Annotated in this window: 19 protein-coding genes and 2 pseudogenes; all 21 read right to left on the bottom strand. The window is 69.1% G+C overall.

The genetic code is table 11. The annotated features are described in order from the left end of the window. Window positions 1-24: 24 nt before the first annotated feature. Entirely contained in the window at window positions 25-957 is a 933-nt protein-coding gene (locus AC3ETA_RS42760; protein ID WP_432198311.1) for a replication-relaxation family protein, read from the bottom strand. A 433-nt stretch (window positions 958-1,390) separates the two neighbouring features. Then, a complete protein-coding gene (locus AC3ETA_RS42755; protein WP_432198310.1) occupies window positions 1,391-2,269 on the bottom strand; it encodes a helix-turn-helix transcriptional regulator in 879 nt (292 codons plus the stop codon). Between the two features lie 1,186 nt (window positions 2,270-3,455). Then, window positions 3,456-5,711, bottom strand: coding sequence for an NB-ARC domain-containing protein (locus AC3ETA_RS42750; protein WP_432198309.1), 2,256 nt, complete (start codon window positions 5,709-5,711; stop codon window positions 3,456-3,458). A 278-nt stretch (window positions 5,712-5,989) separates the two neighbouring features. Further along, window positions 5,990-6,343, bottom strand: a complete 354-nt coding sequence (locus AC3ETA_RS42745; protein WP_369253771.1) for a hypothetical protein — start codon at window positions 6,341-6,343, stop codon at window positions 5,990-5,992. A gap of 661 nt (window positions 6,344-7,004) precedes the next feature. Beyond that, a complete protein-coding gene (locus AC3ETA_RS42740; RefSeq protein WP_432198308.1) occupies window positions 7,005-7,811 on the bottom strand; it encodes a hypothetical protein in 807 nt (268 codons plus the stop codon). Window positions 7,812-7,815: 4 nt separating this feature from the next. After that, window positions 7,816-9,012: a hypothetical protein gene (locus AC3ETA_RS42735; RefSeq protein ID WP_432198307.1), complete on the bottom strand. Its 1,197-nt coding sequence runs from the start codon at window positions 9,010-9,012 to the stop codon at window positions 7,816-7,818. A gap of 351 nt (window positions 9,013-9,363) precedes the next feature. Further along, the gene (locus AC3ETA_RS42730; protein ID WP_369253765.1) at window positions 9,364-9,711 is read right to left on the bottom strand and encodes a helix-turn-helix domain-containing protein; all 348 of its coding nucleotides are present in this window, start codon (window positions 9,709-9,711) and stop codon (window positions 9,364-9,366) included. Next, window positions 9,708-10,835: a tyrosine-type recombinase/integrase gene (locus AC3ETA_RS42725; protein WP_432198337.1), complete on the bottom strand. Its 1,128-nt coding sequence runs from the start codon at window positions 10,833-10,835 to the stop codon at window positions 9,708-9,710. Before AC3ETA_RS42725 ends, AC3ETA_RS42730 begins: the two co-directional genes overlap by 4 nt. A 117-nt stretch (window positions 10,836-10,952) precedes the next feature. Then, window positions 10,953-11,675, bottom strand: coding sequence for a Mom family adenine methylcarbamoylation protein (locus AC3ETA_RS42720; RefSeq protein ID WP_488187666.1), 723 nt, complete (start codon window positions 11,673-11,675; stop codon window positions 10,953-10,955). Beyond that, window positions 11,665-12,157, bottom strand: a pseudogene (locus AC3ETA_RS42715) (DUF6248 family natural product biosynthesis protein). Before AC3ETA_RS42715 ends, AC3ETA_RS42720 begins: the two are co-directional and overlap by 11 nt. A 32-nt stretch (window positions 12,158-12,189) precedes the next feature. Then, window positions 12,190-12,753, bottom strand: coding sequence for an aldo-keto reductase family protein (locus AC3ETA_RS42710; protein ID WP_488187665.1), 564 nt, complete (start codon window positions 12,751-12,753; stop codon window positions 12,190-12,192). Window positions 12,754-12,913: 160 nt separating this feature from the next. Then, window positions 12,914-14,137: a hypothetical protein gene (locus AC3ETA_RS42705; RefSeq protein ID WP_432198304.1), complete on the bottom strand. Its 1,224-nt coding sequence runs from the start codon at window positions 14,135-14,137 to the stop codon at window positions 12,914-12,916. A gap of 9 nt (window positions 14,138-14,146) precedes the next feature. After that, window positions 14,147-14,356: a hypothetical protein gene (locus AC3ETA_RS42700; protein WP_432198303.1), complete on the bottom strand. Its 210-nt coding sequence runs from the start codon at window positions 14,354-14,356 to the stop codon at window positions 14,147-14,149. A gap of 134 nt (window positions 14,357-14,490) precedes the next feature. Continuing rightward, window positions 14,491-15,369, bottom strand: a complete 879-nt coding sequence (locus tag AC3ETA_RS42695) for a hypothetical protein (protein ID WP_432198302.1) — start codon at window positions 15,367-15,369, stop codon at window positions 14,491-14,493. Between the two features lie 98 nt (window positions 15,370-15,467). After that, window positions 15,468-15,809 carry a hypothetical protein gene (locus tag AC3ETA_RS42690; RefSeq protein ID WP_432198301.1) on the bottom strand — a complete coding sequence of 114 codons (342 nt, stop codon included), beginning with the start codon at window positions 15,807-15,809 and terminating at the stop codon, window positions 15,468-15,470. A gap of 116 nt (window positions 15,810-15,925) precedes the next feature. After that, window positions 15,926-16,972 (bottom strand): DUF4007 family protein, encoded by a 1,047-nt coding sequence (locus tag AC3ETA_RS42685; protein ID WP_432198300.1) that lies wholly within the window; start codon window positions 16,970-16,972, stop codon window positions 15,926-15,928. Window positions 16,973-17,038: 66 nt separating this feature from the next. Next, window positions 17,039-17,194, bottom strand: coding sequence for a hypothetical protein (locus AC3ETA_RS42680; RefSeq protein WP_432198299.1), 156 nt, complete (start codon window positions 17,192-17,194; stop codon window positions 17,039-17,041). 37 nt (window positions 17,195-17,231) lie between these two features. Next, window positions 17,232-17,504: pseudogene (locus tag AC3ETA_RS42675) on the bottom strand (WhiB family transcriptional regulator); the annotation flags it as partial. Between the two features lie 78 nt (window positions 17,505-17,582). Further along, entirely contained in the window at window positions 17,583-17,837 is a 255-nt protein-coding gene (locus AC3ETA_RS42670; RefSeq protein WP_432198298.1) for a hypothetical protein, read from the bottom strand. 28 nt (window positions 17,838-17,865) lie between these two features. Further along, on the bottom strand, window positions 17,866-18,240 hold the full coding sequence (locus tag AC3ETA_RS42665; RefSeq protein WP_432198297.1) for a hypothetical protein: 375 nt from the start codon (window positions 18,238-18,240) through the stop codon (window positions 17,866-17,868). Then, window positions 18,222-18,710 carry a single-stranded DNA-binding protein gene (gene ssb / locus AC3ETA_RS42660; RefSeq protein ID WP_432198296.1) on the bottom strand — a complete coding sequence of 163 codons (489 nt, stop codon included), beginning with the start codon at window positions 18,708-18,710 and terminating at the stop codon, window positions 18,222-18,224. The genes AC3ETA_RS42665 and ssb overlap by 19 nt, the downstream gene beginning before the upstream one ends. Window positions 18,711-18,893: the final 183 nt, after the last annotated feature.

Genomic DNA, 18,893 nt, shown 5'->3' with positions numbered 1-18,893 from the left:
CGGCAGCATTGCTGCCGGCGGGGGTCACAGGACGGTCCAAGAGCGCAGGGCACCGCCGGTCAGTGGCGCCCACACCGCCCCGGCTGGGCCGTGGTCTTCGAGATCATCCAGCATGCAGGCGCCGAGGGGGACTTCGCGGGCGAAGGCCGCAACGAGCGGGTGCTGGGCGACCATCGCTTGCAGGTCGCTGATCCGGTTGCCCAGCCGGGTGCGCGACGCCCCGGTGAGGATGAACAGCAGGCGAGGGTAAACGGGGTACCAGCGCAGCCACGCCGGGCCGGTCGTCGTCGGCCGGCGGCGACCGACAGGCTGAATCTCGTACTGGTACAGCCGGGCGTAGTCGATCAGCTTCGCGGCCAGGCGCTCGCTGCTCATGGTGGTCCGGTCCACCTCGACGAACGCTCGTAGTTTCGTGCGCTGATCCCCCTGGATGAGGGTGTAGTGCATCACCGCGTCCGCGATGACCTTTTCCCCGTCCCCGAGTGGGTGGGACACCTCCGGCGTCCAGTCCAGGTGGCCGTGCTCGTCGCCGCGGCGGCGAGCGTCGGCGACGAAGGCCAGGTGGCAGCGGACCACGGTGAGTGTGTGCGGCGTCTTGAGTGAGGCGGCCGTCGCCGAGGTGACCGGATACGGCGGTCGGCCCCGCAGCGCGGGGAAGTCCCGAGTCAGCCGGGCCCCCTCACCTGTGAGGTACCAGGCGCGGGAGCGGTTGGAGCGGGGAAGCACGGTGAAGTCGACGAGGTTGTTGCGCCTCAGCTTGTTCAGTGGGGCGGAGACGGTCTGGCGGGCGGCGTTCGGCCGCAGCAGGTCGTGGAGCTGGCCGGTGGTGGCCATACGGTGCTGGGCGAGCGCGCACAGCAGTTGATGGGGCAGCGGCTCGTCGGGGACGGGCCGGTACGGCACTGGGGGCTCGGTCGGGGAAAAGGTCACGGGTATCCCTTCGGCTGCGGGGCTCATGGCGCCGCTGTGACGTGGCCTCGAGGAAACCGGCTGGTCCCGACCAGATCGCAGACCATGAGGCCCCGACCACGGTCACGATGCGGACACGGCGGCCGTGGTCGGGTCATGGTCGGGCCGACCACAGGGATGGCGAAGGGGGTACGCGGGTGCTCCGGCACTCAACCGATGGGGATTGCGTCCGGTGGGCGGCAGCCGCGAGGGGCGCCGATTCGGGGGGCGCACGGATCGGAACGGTGCGATCGGGGATGGGCCGCAAGGGCGATGAGCGATGGCCGGTCCGGGATCCGAGGATCCCGGTGGGAGGTTGACAGCCTCCCCCGGCCATCGGCCGGCACACCCGGCCCGCCGGGGTCACACGAAGGAAACCCACAGCCGGGTGCCGTACTTCGTCAGGATAGCGGCCGGTGACCGCCACCTGCGCTCATTGCGGTCAGCCCTCCTGAATAGCTCGGAGGGACTCGTCGATCGCCTTCTTCCAGGCGGTGGCGCTGCCGTGGCCGGGGTGAGCCTCGGCGAGGACCTCCACGGTGACGGCGGCAGGGGCGGCTGCCTCGCGCAGGGCCTGAGCGGCGGCCTCCAGGCGGAGCTTGGAGAGCTCGGAACTGGTGGGGGCTTGCTGACGGGCTCGCGCGAGAGCGACGACGCGCCGGCGCTTGTACCGGTTGCTGGTGAGGCCCCGCTCGCTGCGGACGACCTCGTCCGGCCTCGCGAGCTCGGGCAGGATGCCGCGGGCGATGGCCCGGTTGAGCTCCAGGTGACTGCTGTAGCCGAGCATCGGCGCGGCCTGCTTGGTGTCGAGCAGTTCCTCCGGCTCTCCGTCCTCGACCGGTGCGGCCGCCTGCGTGCGGGCCTTGCTCTGGGTGTTGCCGGGGCCGGGACGCTGGTCGATCCAGTCAAGGACGGTGCCCAGGTGCCAGAAGCGGCGAAGCCGGCCCCCTTCGGTGGTCTCCACGACGTCGGGCTCGGGGAAGTACCCGGGCCGGTTCTGCAGCCAGCCGTGCAGGGTCACGGTCCGCTTGTGGCCGAGTGCTTTGGACACGTCCGACGTCGACATCAGCCGGTCGCGGGGGCCGGTGAGCAGGGTGTGCCGCACGGAGGGCTGTGCCGTCTTGGCCTTGCGGTAGCTCACCAGGAAGGGGCGGATGGTGCCGCGCTTCCACCGGCGCTGCCGGCCCTTGACCTCGTCCGGCTCGGGGCACTTTGTCACCTCGCGGTCCCGGTACAGCTCGCTCAGGCGTGAGGGACTGAGGCCGAACTCCTCGTGGATCTGCTTGGCGTCCAGGAGTTCGTTCTCGTCGGTGCCGGTCATCGTCTTCCTCCAGGAAGGCGTTGTGAGGGTTGAAGAGCCGCGCGAGCTGGAGGCGCGGACAGCGGACAGCGGGCGGATGCCGGCGTCAGCGGCCGGGGTGGGCATCTGGCGGGTGCCGTCAGCCTGCATGATGGTGGTCTCCTTTCGGGGTGTGCCCTCGCTGTGCCGCTGCGAGGAGGCCGGCATCCTCTGTCAATAGTTCGATACTAGATACATGTGAGGATGGTTGGCAAGCCGTCGGCTCCAGAAACTTCACCAGCCGCTGAGAGGCGCCAAGGCAGCGAGCCGACCGAACGTGGTCCGAGGAGATCAGAGAGCCTGAGCCAAGTGCCCAGACGGACGACCTCGAGGGGAGGGAGCCGACCACGGGCACCCGGGCCCTCATGGAGGGCTTGTCAGATCGGCGCGGGCTCGGGATCTGGCCTTTTGGGATACGGCTGGCGAGCGGGGAGACCGAGCTTGACCTGCTCCCGCTCTCGCCGTGAGCGGCCGAGCCGGAAGACGTATCGGTGTGCGCCGCGGTGGCGGACGTTGCGGGCGCCGACCGCCACCAGGGCTTCCCGGAGCCAGGCAGCCCCGTTGAATCCTGCCCGCGGCACCGGTGCTCCGAGCGCGATGAGCTGGGCTTCCGCATACTCATGGCCCTGCTCCTGGCGGCGGACCTTCTGAGCCGCCCGGTCGGAAGCGCGCAGGTTCGTGGATTCTCGGAAGGTCGGGACCGGCAACCCGCACGGGTACAGGCCATTTCCCAGGATTGCGCGGTGGGTTCGGCTCGTACCCGACGAATGGGCTACTAGCTGATGCGAGAACGATTCTGGTTCTCGGGTCGTGTCTGATCGTGTGCGCGCAGAATGAAGTATGGGGACAGACCAGGTCGACGAGATTGAGGAGCCGGAACCCGGCGGCGTCCGCCTGCGCCAGGGCGTGGTGGAGATCTTCGACGGCGAAGAGCGGCTGCTCTACACAGACGACGGCGAGTCGGCCGCGTCGCGGGCCCGGCGGTCTTCAACGCGCGCCGGAACATCGATCGACTGCGTCACTGCCAGACCCGGTCCGCGTCAGGCTGGCTGTGGTCGTTGTCAGGCTGGGCCGGCGTCGGCTGTACCACTGACAGATGACTCCTGGATTCACCGACGGCACGGCAGATTGACGGAACGCCGTGGTTGTTGTGTCTCGTGAGCAATCGCTACCCGCTGGGAGGACCATCGTCTCCCGCTCGGCTTCGCCAGCGAGCGAGGTTGTCTCGTGTGGCAAGAGTGTCGAGGTGATCAGGGCCTAGCACTCGTAATTGATCTTCTAGTACCTCGGCGCATCCGCTGACAGCGGTAGACACATCGCCTGACATTCCCTGGTAGTGAGCTAGACGTCCCCGAATCCCCAGTGTGTCGGGATGATCAGGCCCCACCACTCGAATCAGGTTGGGAAGTAGTTCAGTGAGCATGGTGGCAGCACCGACTGCATCTCCTGTCTCGCCTCGCCAGTGAGCAAGGTTCCCCTGGTCTGAGAGAGTGTGAGGGTGGTCAGGGCCCAGTATCCGCATCCTGTCTTCCACCAGCTCGGCGAACAAAGCAGCCGCACCGACTGCATCACCCGATACCCCTGTCCACCATGCGAGGATCGCGCGGCTGGACAGGGTTTGGGGGTGATCTGCGCCCATCACACGGACCAAATCGGGCAGTAGTTCTGCCATGGCAGAGGCAGCGCCAGGGGCATCCCCCGCACCTCCCCTCCATCGAGCGAGTCTGCTCCGGGCGGTGAGCGTGTCAGGGTGATCTGCGCCCATCACGCGAACCAAGTCAGGTAGCAGCTCTGCGTACGCGGTAGCAGCGCTAGTCGCATCTCCTGACATCCCCCGGTAGTTAGCAAGATAGCTCCGGGTGGCGAGCGTATCGCGGTGATAGGGACCCAACACCTTTGTCATAGTCCCCAATAGCTGCGCAAAGGTCGCCGCAGCACCTGCCGCGTCCCCGGCCTCCGCCCGCCATAAGGCCTGGCCGCGCCGGGCGATTAGGACTTGGGGATGCTCCGCGCCCAGACGGGCTTCGGCAGCGTCAGCAAGATGAGCGTAATGATCGCGGGCCTCGATGGTTTGTCCGATTTCACCAAAGCTCAGTCCAACGCGATATAGCAATGAATGTACATCAGGTAGGTAGAGGGAATCTTCGGCGCAGCGCGCGAGTGCAGTCGCATTGGCGCGCAGGATCTGGGCAAGGGTGGTGTCGCGCTCAACGGCGGGCCAGGCGGTGACCAAGGCATCGGCGGCGGTACGCGCGAGCTGATTGCGTTGGTGAACAGTGAGGGTGTCACGAGTGGCGCGCTGAATGAGCTGGTGAACACGGACGGCCTGGTTCGGAGTGGCAGATGTGTGGTCGATGAGGTTGAGCCGGTGCAGGGCCCGCAGGGCGCGCATCGCGTCACCGGGGGAGATCGGGCTCGTTTCCTTGGCGATCTGCGGGCCGGTTGGGGTGCGGTGTGCGGTGAGGCAGGTGAGGACGGGGGGACTGGTCAATACATGCTGAGGGATGCCGTTGGGGTCGAGCAGGGCGGCTATTTCGAGCATGGGGCGGGCCAGGCCCGTGGGACGCAGGGTGTCGGCGCGGTCGATGGAGAGGGACCAGGCTGCGGCGAGGGGGAGAGTCTGTTCGTCGGGGAGGTGGTCGGGCGCGGTGTCGGCGAGCGTGGTTGTGCGGTCGGCGAGTAGTGCGCGGTAGATGGACAGGTCCTCGCCGGAGTCGATGAGGTAGGCAGATGCCTGGGCGAGGGCCAGGGGCAGATTTCCAAGTTCGTTGGCCAGGATGGCGAGTTGGCCGGGGGGCTCTTTTCGGCCGTGGGCGGCCAGGGACGTGGTGAGGTAGGCGAGCGCTTCGCTTTCCCTGAACAGACCGACCTCGATCAGGCGGCGGGTGTCTCCGGTCAGGGCGGCGTCGCGGCGGCGGGTGGTGACCAGAGTCCGGCCGTGGGGGCTGGTAGGCGGCCATAGGCCGCGTAGGTCGTCGGGGTCAGCAATGTCGTCCAGGACGATCAGCCACCGGCACGGCTTGGCTCGAGCCTTCGGTGTCAGCCAGGCAAGAAAGGCCTGGGCAGCTTGTTCGGGGTCGTCAGGATCGGCCTGGCATAATTCGGCGCCAGCTTGCGCGTAGCCAGTCACGATCGGCGAGCGGGCGCTCGCGGTGACCCAAACCAAAACGTCGAGGCTGCCGTCCTGCCAGGCGGTGCGGGCGTAGTCGGCGGCGAGCTGGGTTTTGCCTACCCCGCCCATCCCGGTCAAGACCTGGCCCAGCACGGTGGTGCCACTGCTCTCGACCACGGTCCGCAGCTGGCTCACCTCGACGCGGTGCTGGAAGGACTGCGCCCTGGAAGGGATGACACCGACTTGGTGCGGCCAGGGGACCGGCTCCCGGGGCACCCTCTGCTGCACCACGGTCAGTTGATTGATGCTCACCTGGTGGATGTAGCCGGTGTTGGCCAGCCCACCCTCGGATGCTGTTGCGTCCCCGGTACCTGATACCCGTATGGGAGGGGTGGGGACGCCGTCGGTACGTGGCGCTGGTCCCTGGTAGCCGGTCACCGCGGTGGCTCCGAATACAGCCGCAGCGTTCCCTGTGTCGGTCACCGCTGCCTCTGTGTCGGCGGTGTCTATGTGGTCGACTGGACGCTTGCGCATTCCGGCCACGCGACCGTTCCTCCTTGGCTTTCCGTCCTGTGCCTGGGCCGAATCGGTCAGGTGTAGTCGATGCCGCTGACAGCGCTACTACCGTCGCCGGTGGCGGTGGCGTCCCCGGTGTTTCCCGACCGAGCCGATCCGCCGCCCCGGCCCTTCGGACGCCTGACACCTGTGACGGCTCTTCCTCCACGGCTTGCTCGGGCCTGTCCAGTCCTGACCGCCGTGTCATCCGTGTGGTTTTCCGGGGACTGGAACAACGCCCACAGCAGCGCGGCGATGCCAACGGCCGCCTGGATGGAGGCCCCGGTCAGCTGCCCCCTATCAGGGTTGTTCAGGAGCCAGACCACTGGCGTGGATACGACGCCGACTGCTGCCAGCACGATGACCGTGATCTTCCACCACTGCGACACGATGGCCCTTCCCTCGCCGCGACACGCCCTCCGACCGGCTGGCGGCCCGCCACTTCGTGATGTCCCGTGACGGTTTGTCTGAAACAAGCACGCCTCTCGGTAGCACGGTGGTTCCCGCGTACATGGCCTGGAATTGGCTGAGACAGGATCCGATGCCGAGCGCGGCGCCTCCGCCCCAGGGCTGTGTCCAATGTGGTGAGGCGGACGAGCCGTTTGCAGCAGCAGATGGAGGCTGCGAGGCCGAGAAAGGAAGGGCAGTTGCTGGCCAGTCCTGGTTGCCTTCTGGGCGGAGTGGGCCGGCCCGTGCAAGTGATGATGCCCGTCCTGGAGGCGATCTCAGCGCAGCACGCGGAGACGATCGAGGTCATCAGGCTCACCATCGACCAGAACTATCTGACTCCCCAGCATACGAGGGCGAGACCGTCCCGACATTGTTCGTCTTCTAGGGCGGAAAGGTCGTCAAGTCCACGGTCGGGGCCACGCCGCAGAGCAAGATCAAGAGCGAGCTCCGCGACCTCGTCCTGGGGTAGGAGGAAGACGTGAAGGGCCTCGCCCCAGTGCGCCCAGACCTTCGACACCGAAGGCAAGACTTCGTCGGCCTGCCCGCCGAGTAGACGGTGCGTGCGACCGTTGCTGAGGCCGCGCGGCGAAGCTCCCCCGGCTACCGGGGCAGCTTGGCGGTGCGTTCGGGGTGGGCGGCGGTGACATAGCGCATGGCGGTCTGCTCGGTGATGCCGAACAGGCGCATCAGCCGGAGGGGATCGGCGCTCTCGGCTGCTTCGTTGAGGATGCGGTCCTGACGCAGACCACTCAGGGTCAGCCCACGGGGCAGGGCCCCGCTCAGCAAGCCGATGCTGACGGGCGGATGGTCGGGGTCGACCGCGGACTTCTGGCTGACCAGCAGATGGGGGTTGGAGGAGGCGGGCCAGCGCTGGTGGCGGTAGACCGTCCAGTCGGCGGCGAGTTGGTGGGTGAGTTCCTCCAGGTAGAGGGTGTGGCGCAGCAGACCGCGCCGTACTTCGAGGGTGCCGCGGGAGAGATCGAGGCCCGTGGTGTGCAGGGTCCGGATCTCCTTGCCGGGCAGCGCGTGGACGGCGGCGAGGGCCACGACGAGGCGGCCGAGCGGTGTCGTGGCCTGATCGAGCAGCCCCATCAGGAGGTCGGAGGGGATGGACTTCGGGATGCCCTTGATGTCGCCGACCGGGAGGTCCCGGGCGGGGTTGCGGAAGATCATACGTTCGCGCTTCAGCGCGCGGAACAGGCTGCGCAGTGCCGTGGCCAGCCCTCGGCGGGCGTAACCGGACACCCCGTCCACGACGGCCTCCACTTGGTCCTTGGTGATCTCCCTCAGTGAGGTCACGCCGTCGGTCGTGGTCCAGGAGGCGAGGGTGGGTTGGAGGTTGGTGAGGTAGCGGCGGATGCCGTCGTACCCGCGCGGCTCGCCCTCGCGGGGGCCCTGTTCGCGCATGGCCTTAACCCAGGTGCTCACTTCGCTCGCGACGGGCTCCGGCAGCGCGGTGAGGGCCGACTTGATCCACGCCAGATCCGCGTCCCGATGCAAGGTGGGGTCCTCCACCAGCAGGCCACGAACGCGCAGGAACTGGCAGACCGGGCTTGGCGGCGAGGTTCACGTCGATCCCAGCCAGGTCGTAGACGTCGCGCTCGGAGACCGCCGTGTCGGCGCCGAGCCAGTACAACAGGATCGTGAGCGTGCGTGTGTTCTTCCGGTAGTCCGGCCGCTGCCCCGGCCGAGTGCGGGTGAAGTCCTCGGCCAAGCGGCGAGCGGTCGCGGTCAGCGGCGGCTCGCCCAGAGGCATGCTCCGTAGCCGGGCCAGCACCGGGGCCCAGTCACGCCGGATCGTGAACAGCAGCATCTGCCCGTGGCTCGTATGCAGAGCAGGTCGTCGCTCGTCGTAGTTCGGGACCTCGCTGTCGCCAACCGAAAACGCCTCGAACGGCCCGCCCTTGCCGGTCGGCATCGAGATCACCAGCTGCGTGAACCGCTGGGAGGCGGGACGGGCTTCGTCGAGGAGACGGTAGGGGTGGCAGCTGCGGCAGCGGCCGTCGCGCAGTGCCAGCCCGTCGCGACTACAGCGGCAGCACCGGCCCCGCTCCGTCCGCTCCCGCCAGTGCCGGCACGGATCACAGACGAATCCTGCCCGCCGACCGGCGGGAATCCAGGCGTGGCAGTCGGCGCACTGGCGCGGTGCCCGAGGCGGAAGCGGCGCCAGATCTGTGCTGTATGGGGTGCGAGCGGGCTGATTCCTCCCGGAAAACCGCATGGGCTTGGGCGCCTCGTGCAGGAGACCGGCCCGCAGCAGGATCAGGCGGACTACGTCCCCGTTTGCTGGCAGGTCCCGCAGCATGGCCTCGGGGAGCCGCTCGGCACCCTCGGCCTCGCGCACGGCCAGGGCGAGGCGGACCATCTCGGCGACCTTGCGGCGCCAGCCCGCGGTCAACCCGTGCTCGGCCTCCATCGCCTCGATCACTGGGCGGACTTGCTCCCACCCGGCGACCGGCCGACCTACGATCGCGCTGATCGTGGCGTCGCCCAGCACCCGGGGCACGGTGAAGAGCGGGACCTGACCGTGTACCTGTGCCTCCAGCACCGGCGGGCCGACGGGAGCGGCCCGCTGCTGCCGGAGCTTGGTCCACCATTCAACCCCCACACTCCGACCATTCTTGGTGGGCCGGCGTAGTGGCCGAGCCGACGCCGACCGGTCGGCGTACGTGCCGCCGACCGTAAGTTGGACCGGCCGCGGCCGCGCCTCCTCCAGACCCAGGGCCCACTCGGCGTCTTCCTCAACTCGGATCGCCATGAGGCACGGCTTGCACAGCCCGTCCGTGTTTAGGTGTGCCTCGTGCCGGCACCGCGGGCAGGCCCCGCGCTTGGGGTACTTCCTCGCCCAGGGTCGGCACCCGTCACACACCCGATACCAATGCACCACCAGCCACCCCAGGCACACCGGACAACTCCGCGCCAGCCCCTCCCCACGATCCCCCGCCACCGGACAGCCCCCTCAACTCGGCGGGAGTGAGCGCGGCCCGGCACCACGACGGCCGCGCGGCACCGGCCGTACCGGGCCCGCCCCCGGCCCTTCTTCGGCGCCGACCGCGCGCTGACCGGACTCCGGCGCCGCCTGGCCCGCCGCGAGCGGCTCGGCCTGGAGCAGGTCAGCGACCGTGCAGTTCAGCGCGGCGCACATCTTGTCCAGGTCATCGAGGCGCACCGTGACCGGCGTGCCGCTCCACAGTGCGGCCACCTTGCTCAGCGACGGGTTGAACCCGACCTGCTGAAAGGCGGCGAGCACCTCGGTCGGCCGCCACAGGTCCCGCTGGGCGGCCACCATCCGCAGATTCCATTTCACCGAAGGTTCCCCTTGTCCATCACCAGTCGCTGGGCCGCCCGGGAGCTGGCCGCCAGATTCGCGAGCTCCGGGTCAGCGTGCGCAGTCGCCATGTACCGAAGAGTCGTAGTTGCCCAGTCGTGTCCGAGGACCTTCTGGACCTCCCAAAGTGTCATCCCACGCTCGTAGTTGTGGGTCGCGCAGGCATGGCACAGCAGGTGCGGAAACAGGTCGGTGACTGGGCCCGTCAGGTAGTGCGCGGCCGCGGTGTGCAACGCCTTGCGGAACGTCGAAGACACGATCGCCGGCGCGATCGGCACGTTCAGGTCGGCGATCGCCTTCGACTTGCGCTCCGAGGGCCACAGCGGTGCCCGCGGGTGCTCCGCGTCGTCTCCGAACTCGCCCCGAATCTCCTCGATATACCACCACAGCAGGGCACGGCCCTCCTGGAACAGATACGCCTCCCTCGGGCGGGGACCGGAGCCCCGGGCGCCCTTGCCTAGGACGACGAAGCGACCCCACTGGCCGTGCTCCCAGTGGATGTCACCCAAACACACCCCGCACAACTCCGCTGCCCGGACGCCTGAGAGGTAGGCGACCTTCGTCATCACGTAGTCGCGACAGGCGACCGCGTACTTCCGTGCGTTCGGCAGGTCCTCGCGCCAACGGCCGAAGAAGTCTTTCATCGCCCTCTGGGACGGCGGGATGCGCAGCCCGAAGTCCCCGCGGTGACGCGGCCGGTTGAACGGGTCAATTGGCGACTCGACGGAGGTACCGAAGCGGCGCATGATCTCACCGGCGTAGCGCTGCTCCAGGAATGCGAAGTACGCGTCGATCTTGTTGATCTTGCTGCGCAGGGTCGACTGGGCCCGCTTGCCCGGTCCTGCGAAGTATCGGTCGACCTCGCGGGAAGTCAGCTGCCACGGAACGGTGCCGTAGAACTCGCAGACCTCGATCACCGGTTTGATCAGCCCGTCCAGCGTCGTGGGCGCCAGACCTGCGGCATCGCGCGCCCACTGGTACTCGGACAGCGTGTCGAGGAAAAAGCTCTCCTCGTCGTGCACCGAGATCCGGGCCTGGCGCCGCCGTTGCAGCGTGACCACGTCCGCGAGCCCGGTTTCCACCGACACGTCGGCGGGGTCTATCACGACCGCCGGGTCCTGAGCCGGGGGCACGAGAGTCAGCACGCGACTTTCGGAATCTGCCACGAGAAAGCATATTACAGCGATCACCCGCAGATTTTGCGAGTTACTGCCGAGATGTCACGTCAGAGGTCGGGGCGAGCCGATGCGGTGGTCTACCTGCTGAGATGCGGCTTCGCGGTCGTCGGTCGTCCCACGGGAACCCGCGCATACTCCACTATGGAAGACGGAGCCATCGGGCAGCAGCTTGATGGTCCGCGCGGTTGCCCTACCTGCGTAGACGCCGTTCGTTGACTGATAGATCCAGCCGCAGTGCCCTCTATGGATCAAGATGCCGGATGCGGTGCGCCGGGGGACAGGATCGGCGAAGGACACCACGCCGCGCACGCCTGTGGCGAGCAGCTCGGTGTGGCAGCGCGCGAGGAAGAAGTCGGAGTCGGAATTTCCCGGGCACTCGTCGAGGAGGACAAAGCGTGAACACTCCAGCGACTCCGTGTACGGCTCCAACTCGGGCAGCGGCTTGGTGAGCACGGCCTTGCTGACCGGCACGCCGAACACCGCCACACCACACAGCCGCCGCTCGCCGGTCGAGATGTCGTACAGGCCGAACCTCTGGACAGCTGCGGGTAGGAGGCGGCGTAGTGGTGCCGGAGGACAAACGCCTCGGCGTCCGCTTCGCTGAGCCGGTCCACTTCGTACCGGCGCGCGTCGAAGCCGCCCTCGCTGATGTGCCGCCACATGTGTTTGCGCTCCCGCCAGCGCTGGCACCAAGGCGAGGTTGTCGGGTGCTCCTCCAGGTCCTCGAACGGCAATGGTTCCTGGTCCGGGGATCTCATCGTGCATCACGGTCTGCATGGTCTGCGTCCTCCGGCTGGCTGACGCCCGCGAACAAGGTGAGCTGGCCAGCCGGGGAGGACGGAGCTTTGGACGCGGCCGGTGCGCTCCCTGGGGCCGGCTGCGCCACGGGCGTCTGGACTGAGCCGGTCGGTTCGTAGCTCGCTCGGTGTGTGCAGGGGCAGATCCACCGGCAGGGCCGCTGCTCCGGGGCGTACTGGATCACGGCGACAACGAATCCCCCGCGATCGGTCACGGTGCCAGCGTGCTCGTCGATGCGCGGACCGCTGACGCTGACGCACTGGTCGTGATGGCCGTAGCCGCAGGGGTGGCAGGCCCCGGACTCGCAGGAGCACCAGCGGTGAAAACCGTGGGGGTAGGCCTCCTCGATCCGGCGCAGCCCCTTCGTCCAGGCGCTCGCGGACCCAGGCAGCCTCCTCCTCGCTCATGGGGGAGGGCACGGTGGAGGGGACGGGATCGAGGATGCCCATGATCGAGGCGCCGATGAGGCGCAGCCAGGTCGTCATGCGATGTCTCCGAACAGGGTGGGAGTGGAGTGAAGTTCGCTCATCCAGGCGAGGAGGCGGGGGAGGTTCGTGTCGGGCCCGAAGGCGAGGTAGGTGCCGTCGCAGCTGGTGCAGCCGAAGGCCTGGGCCAGGCGTAGCCGCCGGCGCGAGTTGACCCGGCCCATGTGGACGGCAAGGCCGCGCTCGCGGGCTTCAAGAGCCAGGCGGTGGGCGGCCGGTGACGTCTTCCACCGGGTCGAGCCGGCGAGGAACAGCACATCAATGCGGTCCCACGGAAGGAGGCGGTGCTCGCTGCCGTCCTGCGCGGCGAACGCGGCCCGGACGCCCAAGGCGCGGATCCGCTCCAGCCACGGCAGCGACTCGGCGAGCGTGGCGTCGGCGTCCATCGGGACGTCGGGAGCGACCGCCCACTGGCAAAGGCTGCGGCCATAGCGGTCGATGGTCGCCTTCAACCAGGCGAACCACGCATCCGCTCCGGGCCAGCCCTTGCCGAACTTGCCGTTGTCGCACGCGTACAGGGCGCCGGCCGGGATCACGTTGCCCTGGGCCGGAGTGGTCATGCAGCCCAGCAGCCCGGCCTCCATAGCCGCCCGCACGTCAGGTCCCGACGGCGTAGCCAGGTACAGCACGCGGGGCCGGGCACGCGATACGGGCAGCAGATATGGACAGGAGAACGTACACGTGGGGCCTCCGTGTAGAGGTGGAAGGGGGGAGGATGGTTCAGTCGAGCGGGAGTTGAGGGGCGGAGCCCGTGAGCAGCGCCGCCCACGACTCCTCGAAACTGGCGTCCTGCTTGTCGATCACGCGGGCGGGGGCGGTGGCGAAGAGTTCCTCCGCCATCGGCCAGGCCGTTGCGCGGCGGCGTGTCCAGGCGCGGGCGCGCCCGTAGACCGGGTCGTGCTCTACGTCGAGGCCGTGGCGTTCGGAGACGGAGATCAGCCGTCGTGCCAGCTGTCGCGGGCGGCCGAGGTCGACCCGTTCGGTGGAGCGCATCACCGGACGCTTCCTGCCGTCGTCGGACAACAGGAACAGGCGCCGTACGTGATAGAGCGCCCATGGCATGTCGAGTTCGCGCTCGAAGGCCTCCAGGCACGCCCGGTCCCGTGGCCGGTCGGGGTCGAAGTGCTCGAGCAGGGTGCGCGTCTTGTACAGCATCGCGTTCGGGTTGAGGGACATCGCCGTGTACTCCAGACGCAGCACCTCACCGGCGATCTCCGGGTGCGAGCGCATGCGTTCCAGATGGACCGGCAACGAGCCCACCGACACCGGGAACGTGCAAAAGGTGCAATACGATTTGGGCCAGTGCACGCCGAATCGGTCCAGGAGGTAGGCCTCGCACTGTTCCCGGTGCCAGCCCCAGTCGATGAGTGGGAACTCACCGCTGCGTCCGGGGATCTTCGACGCGGTCTGGTCGCCGAAGCGGCGGCCCTCCTCGTCGGCGTTGTAGCCCATGATCTGACGGAACGGGCGGCCACCGAAGACCATGGTGAGCCACCAGTCCCCGACAGCGCCCTTGGCCCACAGGCTGCACTTGCGGGTGCCGGCCTGCTGGGGCACCGTGCCGACGGACTCCAGGTCGTCCCACAATGTCCACGGCCCGCGGGTGAAGAGCCGCTCGGGGTGACGGGAATCGTCCAGGATCGTGAACCCGTCCTCTTTGAGGTGGCCGTTGCGCGCCAGCTGGACGAAACGCACGCCGTGCTCGCGCAGCAGCGGGAGCATGAACTCCTCGACCAGGAGCCGGGTCTCGGGCCACTCGCTGCCGGTGGCCATGTAGAGGACCGCGGTGCGCTCCAGGTCGATCCCGTATGCGGCCGGGTCGGTGAGCATCCGCGCGAGGTAGGCGGTGGAATCGGCGCCGAGACCCCAGTTGACCACGGTGTCCAGGTTCTCGTCGGCGCTGAGGCCAGGGAGCGATGGTGTGTACGGGCCAGCAGTGTGCACGGCGCGGCCCTACTTCTCGTCCGGACGTGCCGCGGACGCGAGAAGCATCCCGAGGCGAGCGGGTGCCTGGGCGCGGGGTCCGGAGGAGGCGGTGGGATGGGCCGGGGCGAGGACGCCGCAGCCGCGCCCGCAGTGATCGGTCACCAGATCCGTCAGGCGACCGGCGGGGCCGACGCTCACGGGCATGACCGGCGTCAGGACTTGGGACGGGTAATGCATGCGATCTTCTCCAGGAGCCGGTGTCCGGGCATGGCCGCGGACACGGGTGGGGTGCAGCAGGCAGCAGTGAGTGGGGTGGGTGCGGAGCCGGCAGCCGGGGAGCCGCAGCCGCGTTCAAAGCTGGGCAGTTGGGCTCAGATGGCGACAAGGCGCACGGCGTAGGCCGCGAGTGCGGTCACCGTGGTCTCGTCGAACGGCACGTCCCAGCCGATCTGGACTGTGGACGGGCCGTGGCTGCGTGAGCGAGCGCGACGGATCACGCTGCTGCTGCCGACGCGCGCGAGATCGACGAGAGGAACACCCGGCAGGCGCCCGGGAGTCTCCGTGCCCGTTCCGAGGGCGGGGGCGCGGCCAGGGCGGTGGGCGAGGTCAGCGGCCAGGTGCCGCAGGTGGTAGTCCTCGTGGGCACAGCACCCGTGGCAGGTCAGCACTGCCAGGCGGGGCAGGCCGGGTCCGCCGTACAGCTCATGCCGCAGGCCGGCGCCGATCCTCTCGGTGTGCACGATCGCGGTGTCCGCGGTGGGATGACTGCGTACGAGCCAGAATGCTTCGCCCCGCTCGTCCTGCCAGCACCAGCTGATGAGCAGGCCGGGGGTGTTCAGGATCTCCACCCAGTCCGCGTCGAGCACCGGCTGTCCTCCCCGCCACGGGGAGAGCTCCAGCGAGCTGCGCCCGGACGCCGGATCGGCGAACAGCGCCCCAGGTGTCAGGGGCCACGGGCGCACGCGGGCAAGCAGCAGCGGCGTCTGGTCGGGCCAGTTGATGCCGCCCTCTCGTGCGAGACGACGCAGCTGCACGGGACAGCTCCCGCAGGAGCCGGGGTGGCCGACGAAACAGCGGCCGAACCCGCCCCACTGCTGGCGGCCGGTCAAGGCCTCGTACAGCGCGGCAAACCGCGTCGGCTGCAACCCGCACTGGTGACGCCGGTCGAAGTGCGCATTGAGGCTGAGCCGGTTCCAGCCTCGGCCGTCAGGGCCTCGCGGGTACGTGGGCTGTTCGAGGAAGAGGGGCATGCGGAGTCTCCGTATTCGCACAGAAGGGGCACGGCCGGCATGTGGCGGCAGCGGTGTGGCGAGAGGCGCGCGGGCGGGCTGTGAAGGTGCGTCCGCCGTCAGGGCGGCGGGCGATGCCCGGGCGGCTCTCCGGCCGTCTCGGCGGCCGCGGCGCCGGGGAGATAGGCGACGGACAGGCGGCCCGCCAGTGCCTTCATCGCACGTTGAACGCAAGCCTGTTCGGCGCTGGCGGGTGTGTCAGCGGGCACCCGGTGCACACCGAGGTCCTCGTCGTAGACGAATCCGGCTCGTTCCAGCAGGAAGGCCGTGCCGTCGTCGACGCGCCCGTCGGCCAGGACGCCGTGGACGGGATGCCTGCCGATGATCAGGTCGGGGTGCAGGACGGCACTGCCGTGCGGTGTGTCAGGTGCGTCCGAGCCGTCGGCAGGACGGTTGGTCATGGTGGCGCTCCGTGAGATGTGGCGGCGTAAAGCCACACCGGTTTCGATCCGAGTTAAAAACGTGGTGATGGGGAACCGCGGCGCCCCGGCGTGCTTGCGCGTGGCGGCCCGGGTGGTCAGCGGCTGGTCGGTGCTGGCGGTTCGTCGAACGCCAGCTGCTCGTCCCGGCGGGCGCTATCCGTACCTCGGCTGTCCTGCTCGGGGTGGACCTCAAGGCGCCGGCGCACGTGCCCGTAGCTCTCGTCGAGGACATCCCAAGCCAGTGCCAGCGGAGGCCGGGTGAAAGCGAGGACCTCGGTGCCATCACCGGTGTCCGTCACCTGCAGCTCCGGATGCCGTGCTGCGACGGCCTTCAGTGCGCGTCGGAGGCTGGCCGGCTGGAGCCGCAGTACGCGCCCCGGTCCGGCGTCGTCGTGGAGGAGCCGGCCGAGCGAGACGCTGCCCGCTGCAGGAGTGAACCGTGAGGCGTAGTCCAGGCAGGCGTAGGCCACGACTGCGGCCGGTGCCCGGGCGCCGGCCGACGGGCTCAGGTGGACACCGCCGTCGGGGGCGGCGCTCATCATGCCCAGGGCGCTGAAGGGGCGGTCGGCAAGGTCTTCCAGTGTGGTGCGGGGGAGTTCGTGCATGCTGCCGGGGGTGTACATACGGATCAGGCACCGGATGTCGCGGTGGAGTGTGGCCGCTTCGGGCGATCGCTTCCAGTGCGAGGCGGCTGCCGCCCGCTGTATCCCGCTGTTCAGGAGCTCCGGCTTGAGGTGGGAGAACGGCGACAGGCAGAAGACGTAGAACCAGGCGGGCACCAGGCAGGGCGGAGCCAGCAGCCACCAGTGGAGCAGGAACAGGCTGCCGTCCTCCTCCAGGTAGGGGTCGGCTCCGTCCTCGTCGAGCAGCCACAAGCCCCTGGTGGTGGCGACCACGTCGCTGGGCCTGCCCGGTCCGTGGCGGATCTCGTCGGTGAGCTTGAACGCCGACGACCAGAAACGCATGGAGCCCACCGTGCTCCTGCCGGCACCCAGTTCGACGATCGCGCGGGGCGTTGCGAATACGCGGCAGTCGTCCCGCACGGCCAGGTGCGTCTTGAGGAGCCAGCCGTAGCGGGGAGAGTAGGAGCCGTGCCGGGCATGGACCGGGGCTACGTAGTTCGGGAACGCGGGCGTGGGCATCGAGACCTCCGGAGTGCATAGGGGAAGGCAGGCGGGGTCCGGCGCGGGGACCGAACGCTGGTGCGGCTAGGGCGCCTTGCCCTTGAGGGCGAGCCCGAGGAGGCGCAGGTTGTAGGCGCGCGAGCCGCTCCTCCCGGGCCGTGTGCGGCCGGGTGTGCGGCCGGGTGCGCCGTTCGAGGCGTTGGCGGTCCTGGGCGGCCACGGCACCGATCCAGTCGTCACCGAGGCGGTGCACGAGCCGTTTGCGCAGTTCGCGGCGCTGGCCGGGAGTGGTGGCCGCCCACACGCCGCGGCTGGTGAGGGTCGGGTTTGCCAGTGCCCACTTCAGGCAGTCGTGCACGACCGGGCAGCGGGAGCAGGCCAGTCTGGCCCGGGCGAGCGTCCTCTCACGCTGTGGCCGCCCGGTGACCTCCTCGATGGCGAACAGCGCCGGGTCGTCCTGGCAGACGGCGGGCCGGTCGAGGTGGGGGAAGGGGATGCGCTCGTCCGCGAGTGCGGAGGCGATGTCGGATGTCCGGGCGCGGATTCTCATGGATGCCCTCCAGCGGGGCGGCGGTTCGAAGACGGAGGGGCGGCCGGGCTGCCGGCCGGGCGCGCGAGGCAGGAGCGGTCAGCGCCACCGCTCCTCTTGGACCAGGCGCGCTTCCAGGTCGGCGTAGGTGTCACCCTCGTAGCCCAGAGGGAGGCCTCGCTTGCGACGTTCGACGTTGGCGGCCCTGACGCAGAAGTGGCAGGCCGGAACCCGTACGGCGTGGTGCCGCCGTGAGGGTTCGGGATACCGGCCGGTCTCGGGGTCGACCAGGACCGACACCACGCGTTCCGGGTCGTACAGGAAGAGCCGCCCGCAGTTGATGCATGGGCTCATCGCGGCGGGGTGGTCGTGTCCCATCGGGTCAGCCGTCCTCGAGGCCGGGGTGCCAGCGGAATGCGTCGGGCGACATCGATGCGGGGTCGTCGGGATCCCGGTGGTGGCTGTCCTGGGGGTCGCAGTCGGCTGCGGCGTGGGCGTCGATCCACTCGTCGGCGGCCTGTTCGGCGCCGAGGGTGCGCAGCAGACCGGCGAGCGTGTCGACTTCCGCGCAGTTCAGAAGGGGAGCGATGTCGGCGGTGACGGTGCCGCACCAGGTGTCGGCGAAGTCGTGTCCGACGCTGCTGGGGATGGTGGTCTGCTGCTGGGCTGTGTTGTGGGCGGCGTTCATGGCGCCTTCCGTGTCGTCGGCCGGGCGGGTGCGCAGCGGCTCGGGAGCGTTCAGCGGACGGGGGCCCATCCGCGGTGCCTCTGCGGCCGGGTGCGCCGCCCGTGGTCCGGCGCACCATGAGCCGGGGCGTGTTCCGGCCGGGGTGGTGCGGCAGGCGGCGAGGCCAGCGCTGGCGGGAGGGTGGTGTCGGTGTAGGCGATTCGGTGACGCAGGCTCAGCCCGACGTCGTCGGCGTCCAGGTCGAACGTGGTTCGCTTGATGCCGTCGCCGTCGGTGTACGTCCGCTGGCGCAGGCGGCCCTGGACGATGACGCTCATGCCGCTGTGCAGCGACTCACAGACGTGTTCTGCGACGTGCCGCCACACCGTGCAGGTGATGAACAGGGATTCGCCGTCGGTCCACTGGCCGATGCTGCGGTCGTAGACCCGGGGTGTTGAGGCGACCCGGAAGCGGGCGACGGGTGTTCCTTTGCCGGTGAACCGGATCTCCGGGTCGGCCACCAGGTTTCCGGTGATCGTGACGATGGTCTCGCCGGTCATGGCGGCCGCTCAGTCCCGGCGGCGGGCCGCGTGCTGCGCGGTCCGGGCGGCGGGGGAAAGGGGAAAGGGCGCGGGCATGGCTCACTCCGGTCTCGTGTGTTTCGGCGCCAGGAAGGTGTCAATCTCCTGATAATTCGATACTAGATATAAAAGGCGTGAAAGGCAAACGCTCACACCTGCACC

The organism is Streptomyces sp. bgisy027, assembly GCF_057710365.1.
The sequence above is the reverse complement of the archived record's forward strand: the minus strand, read 5'-3'. Positions and strand labels throughout refer to the sequence as shown.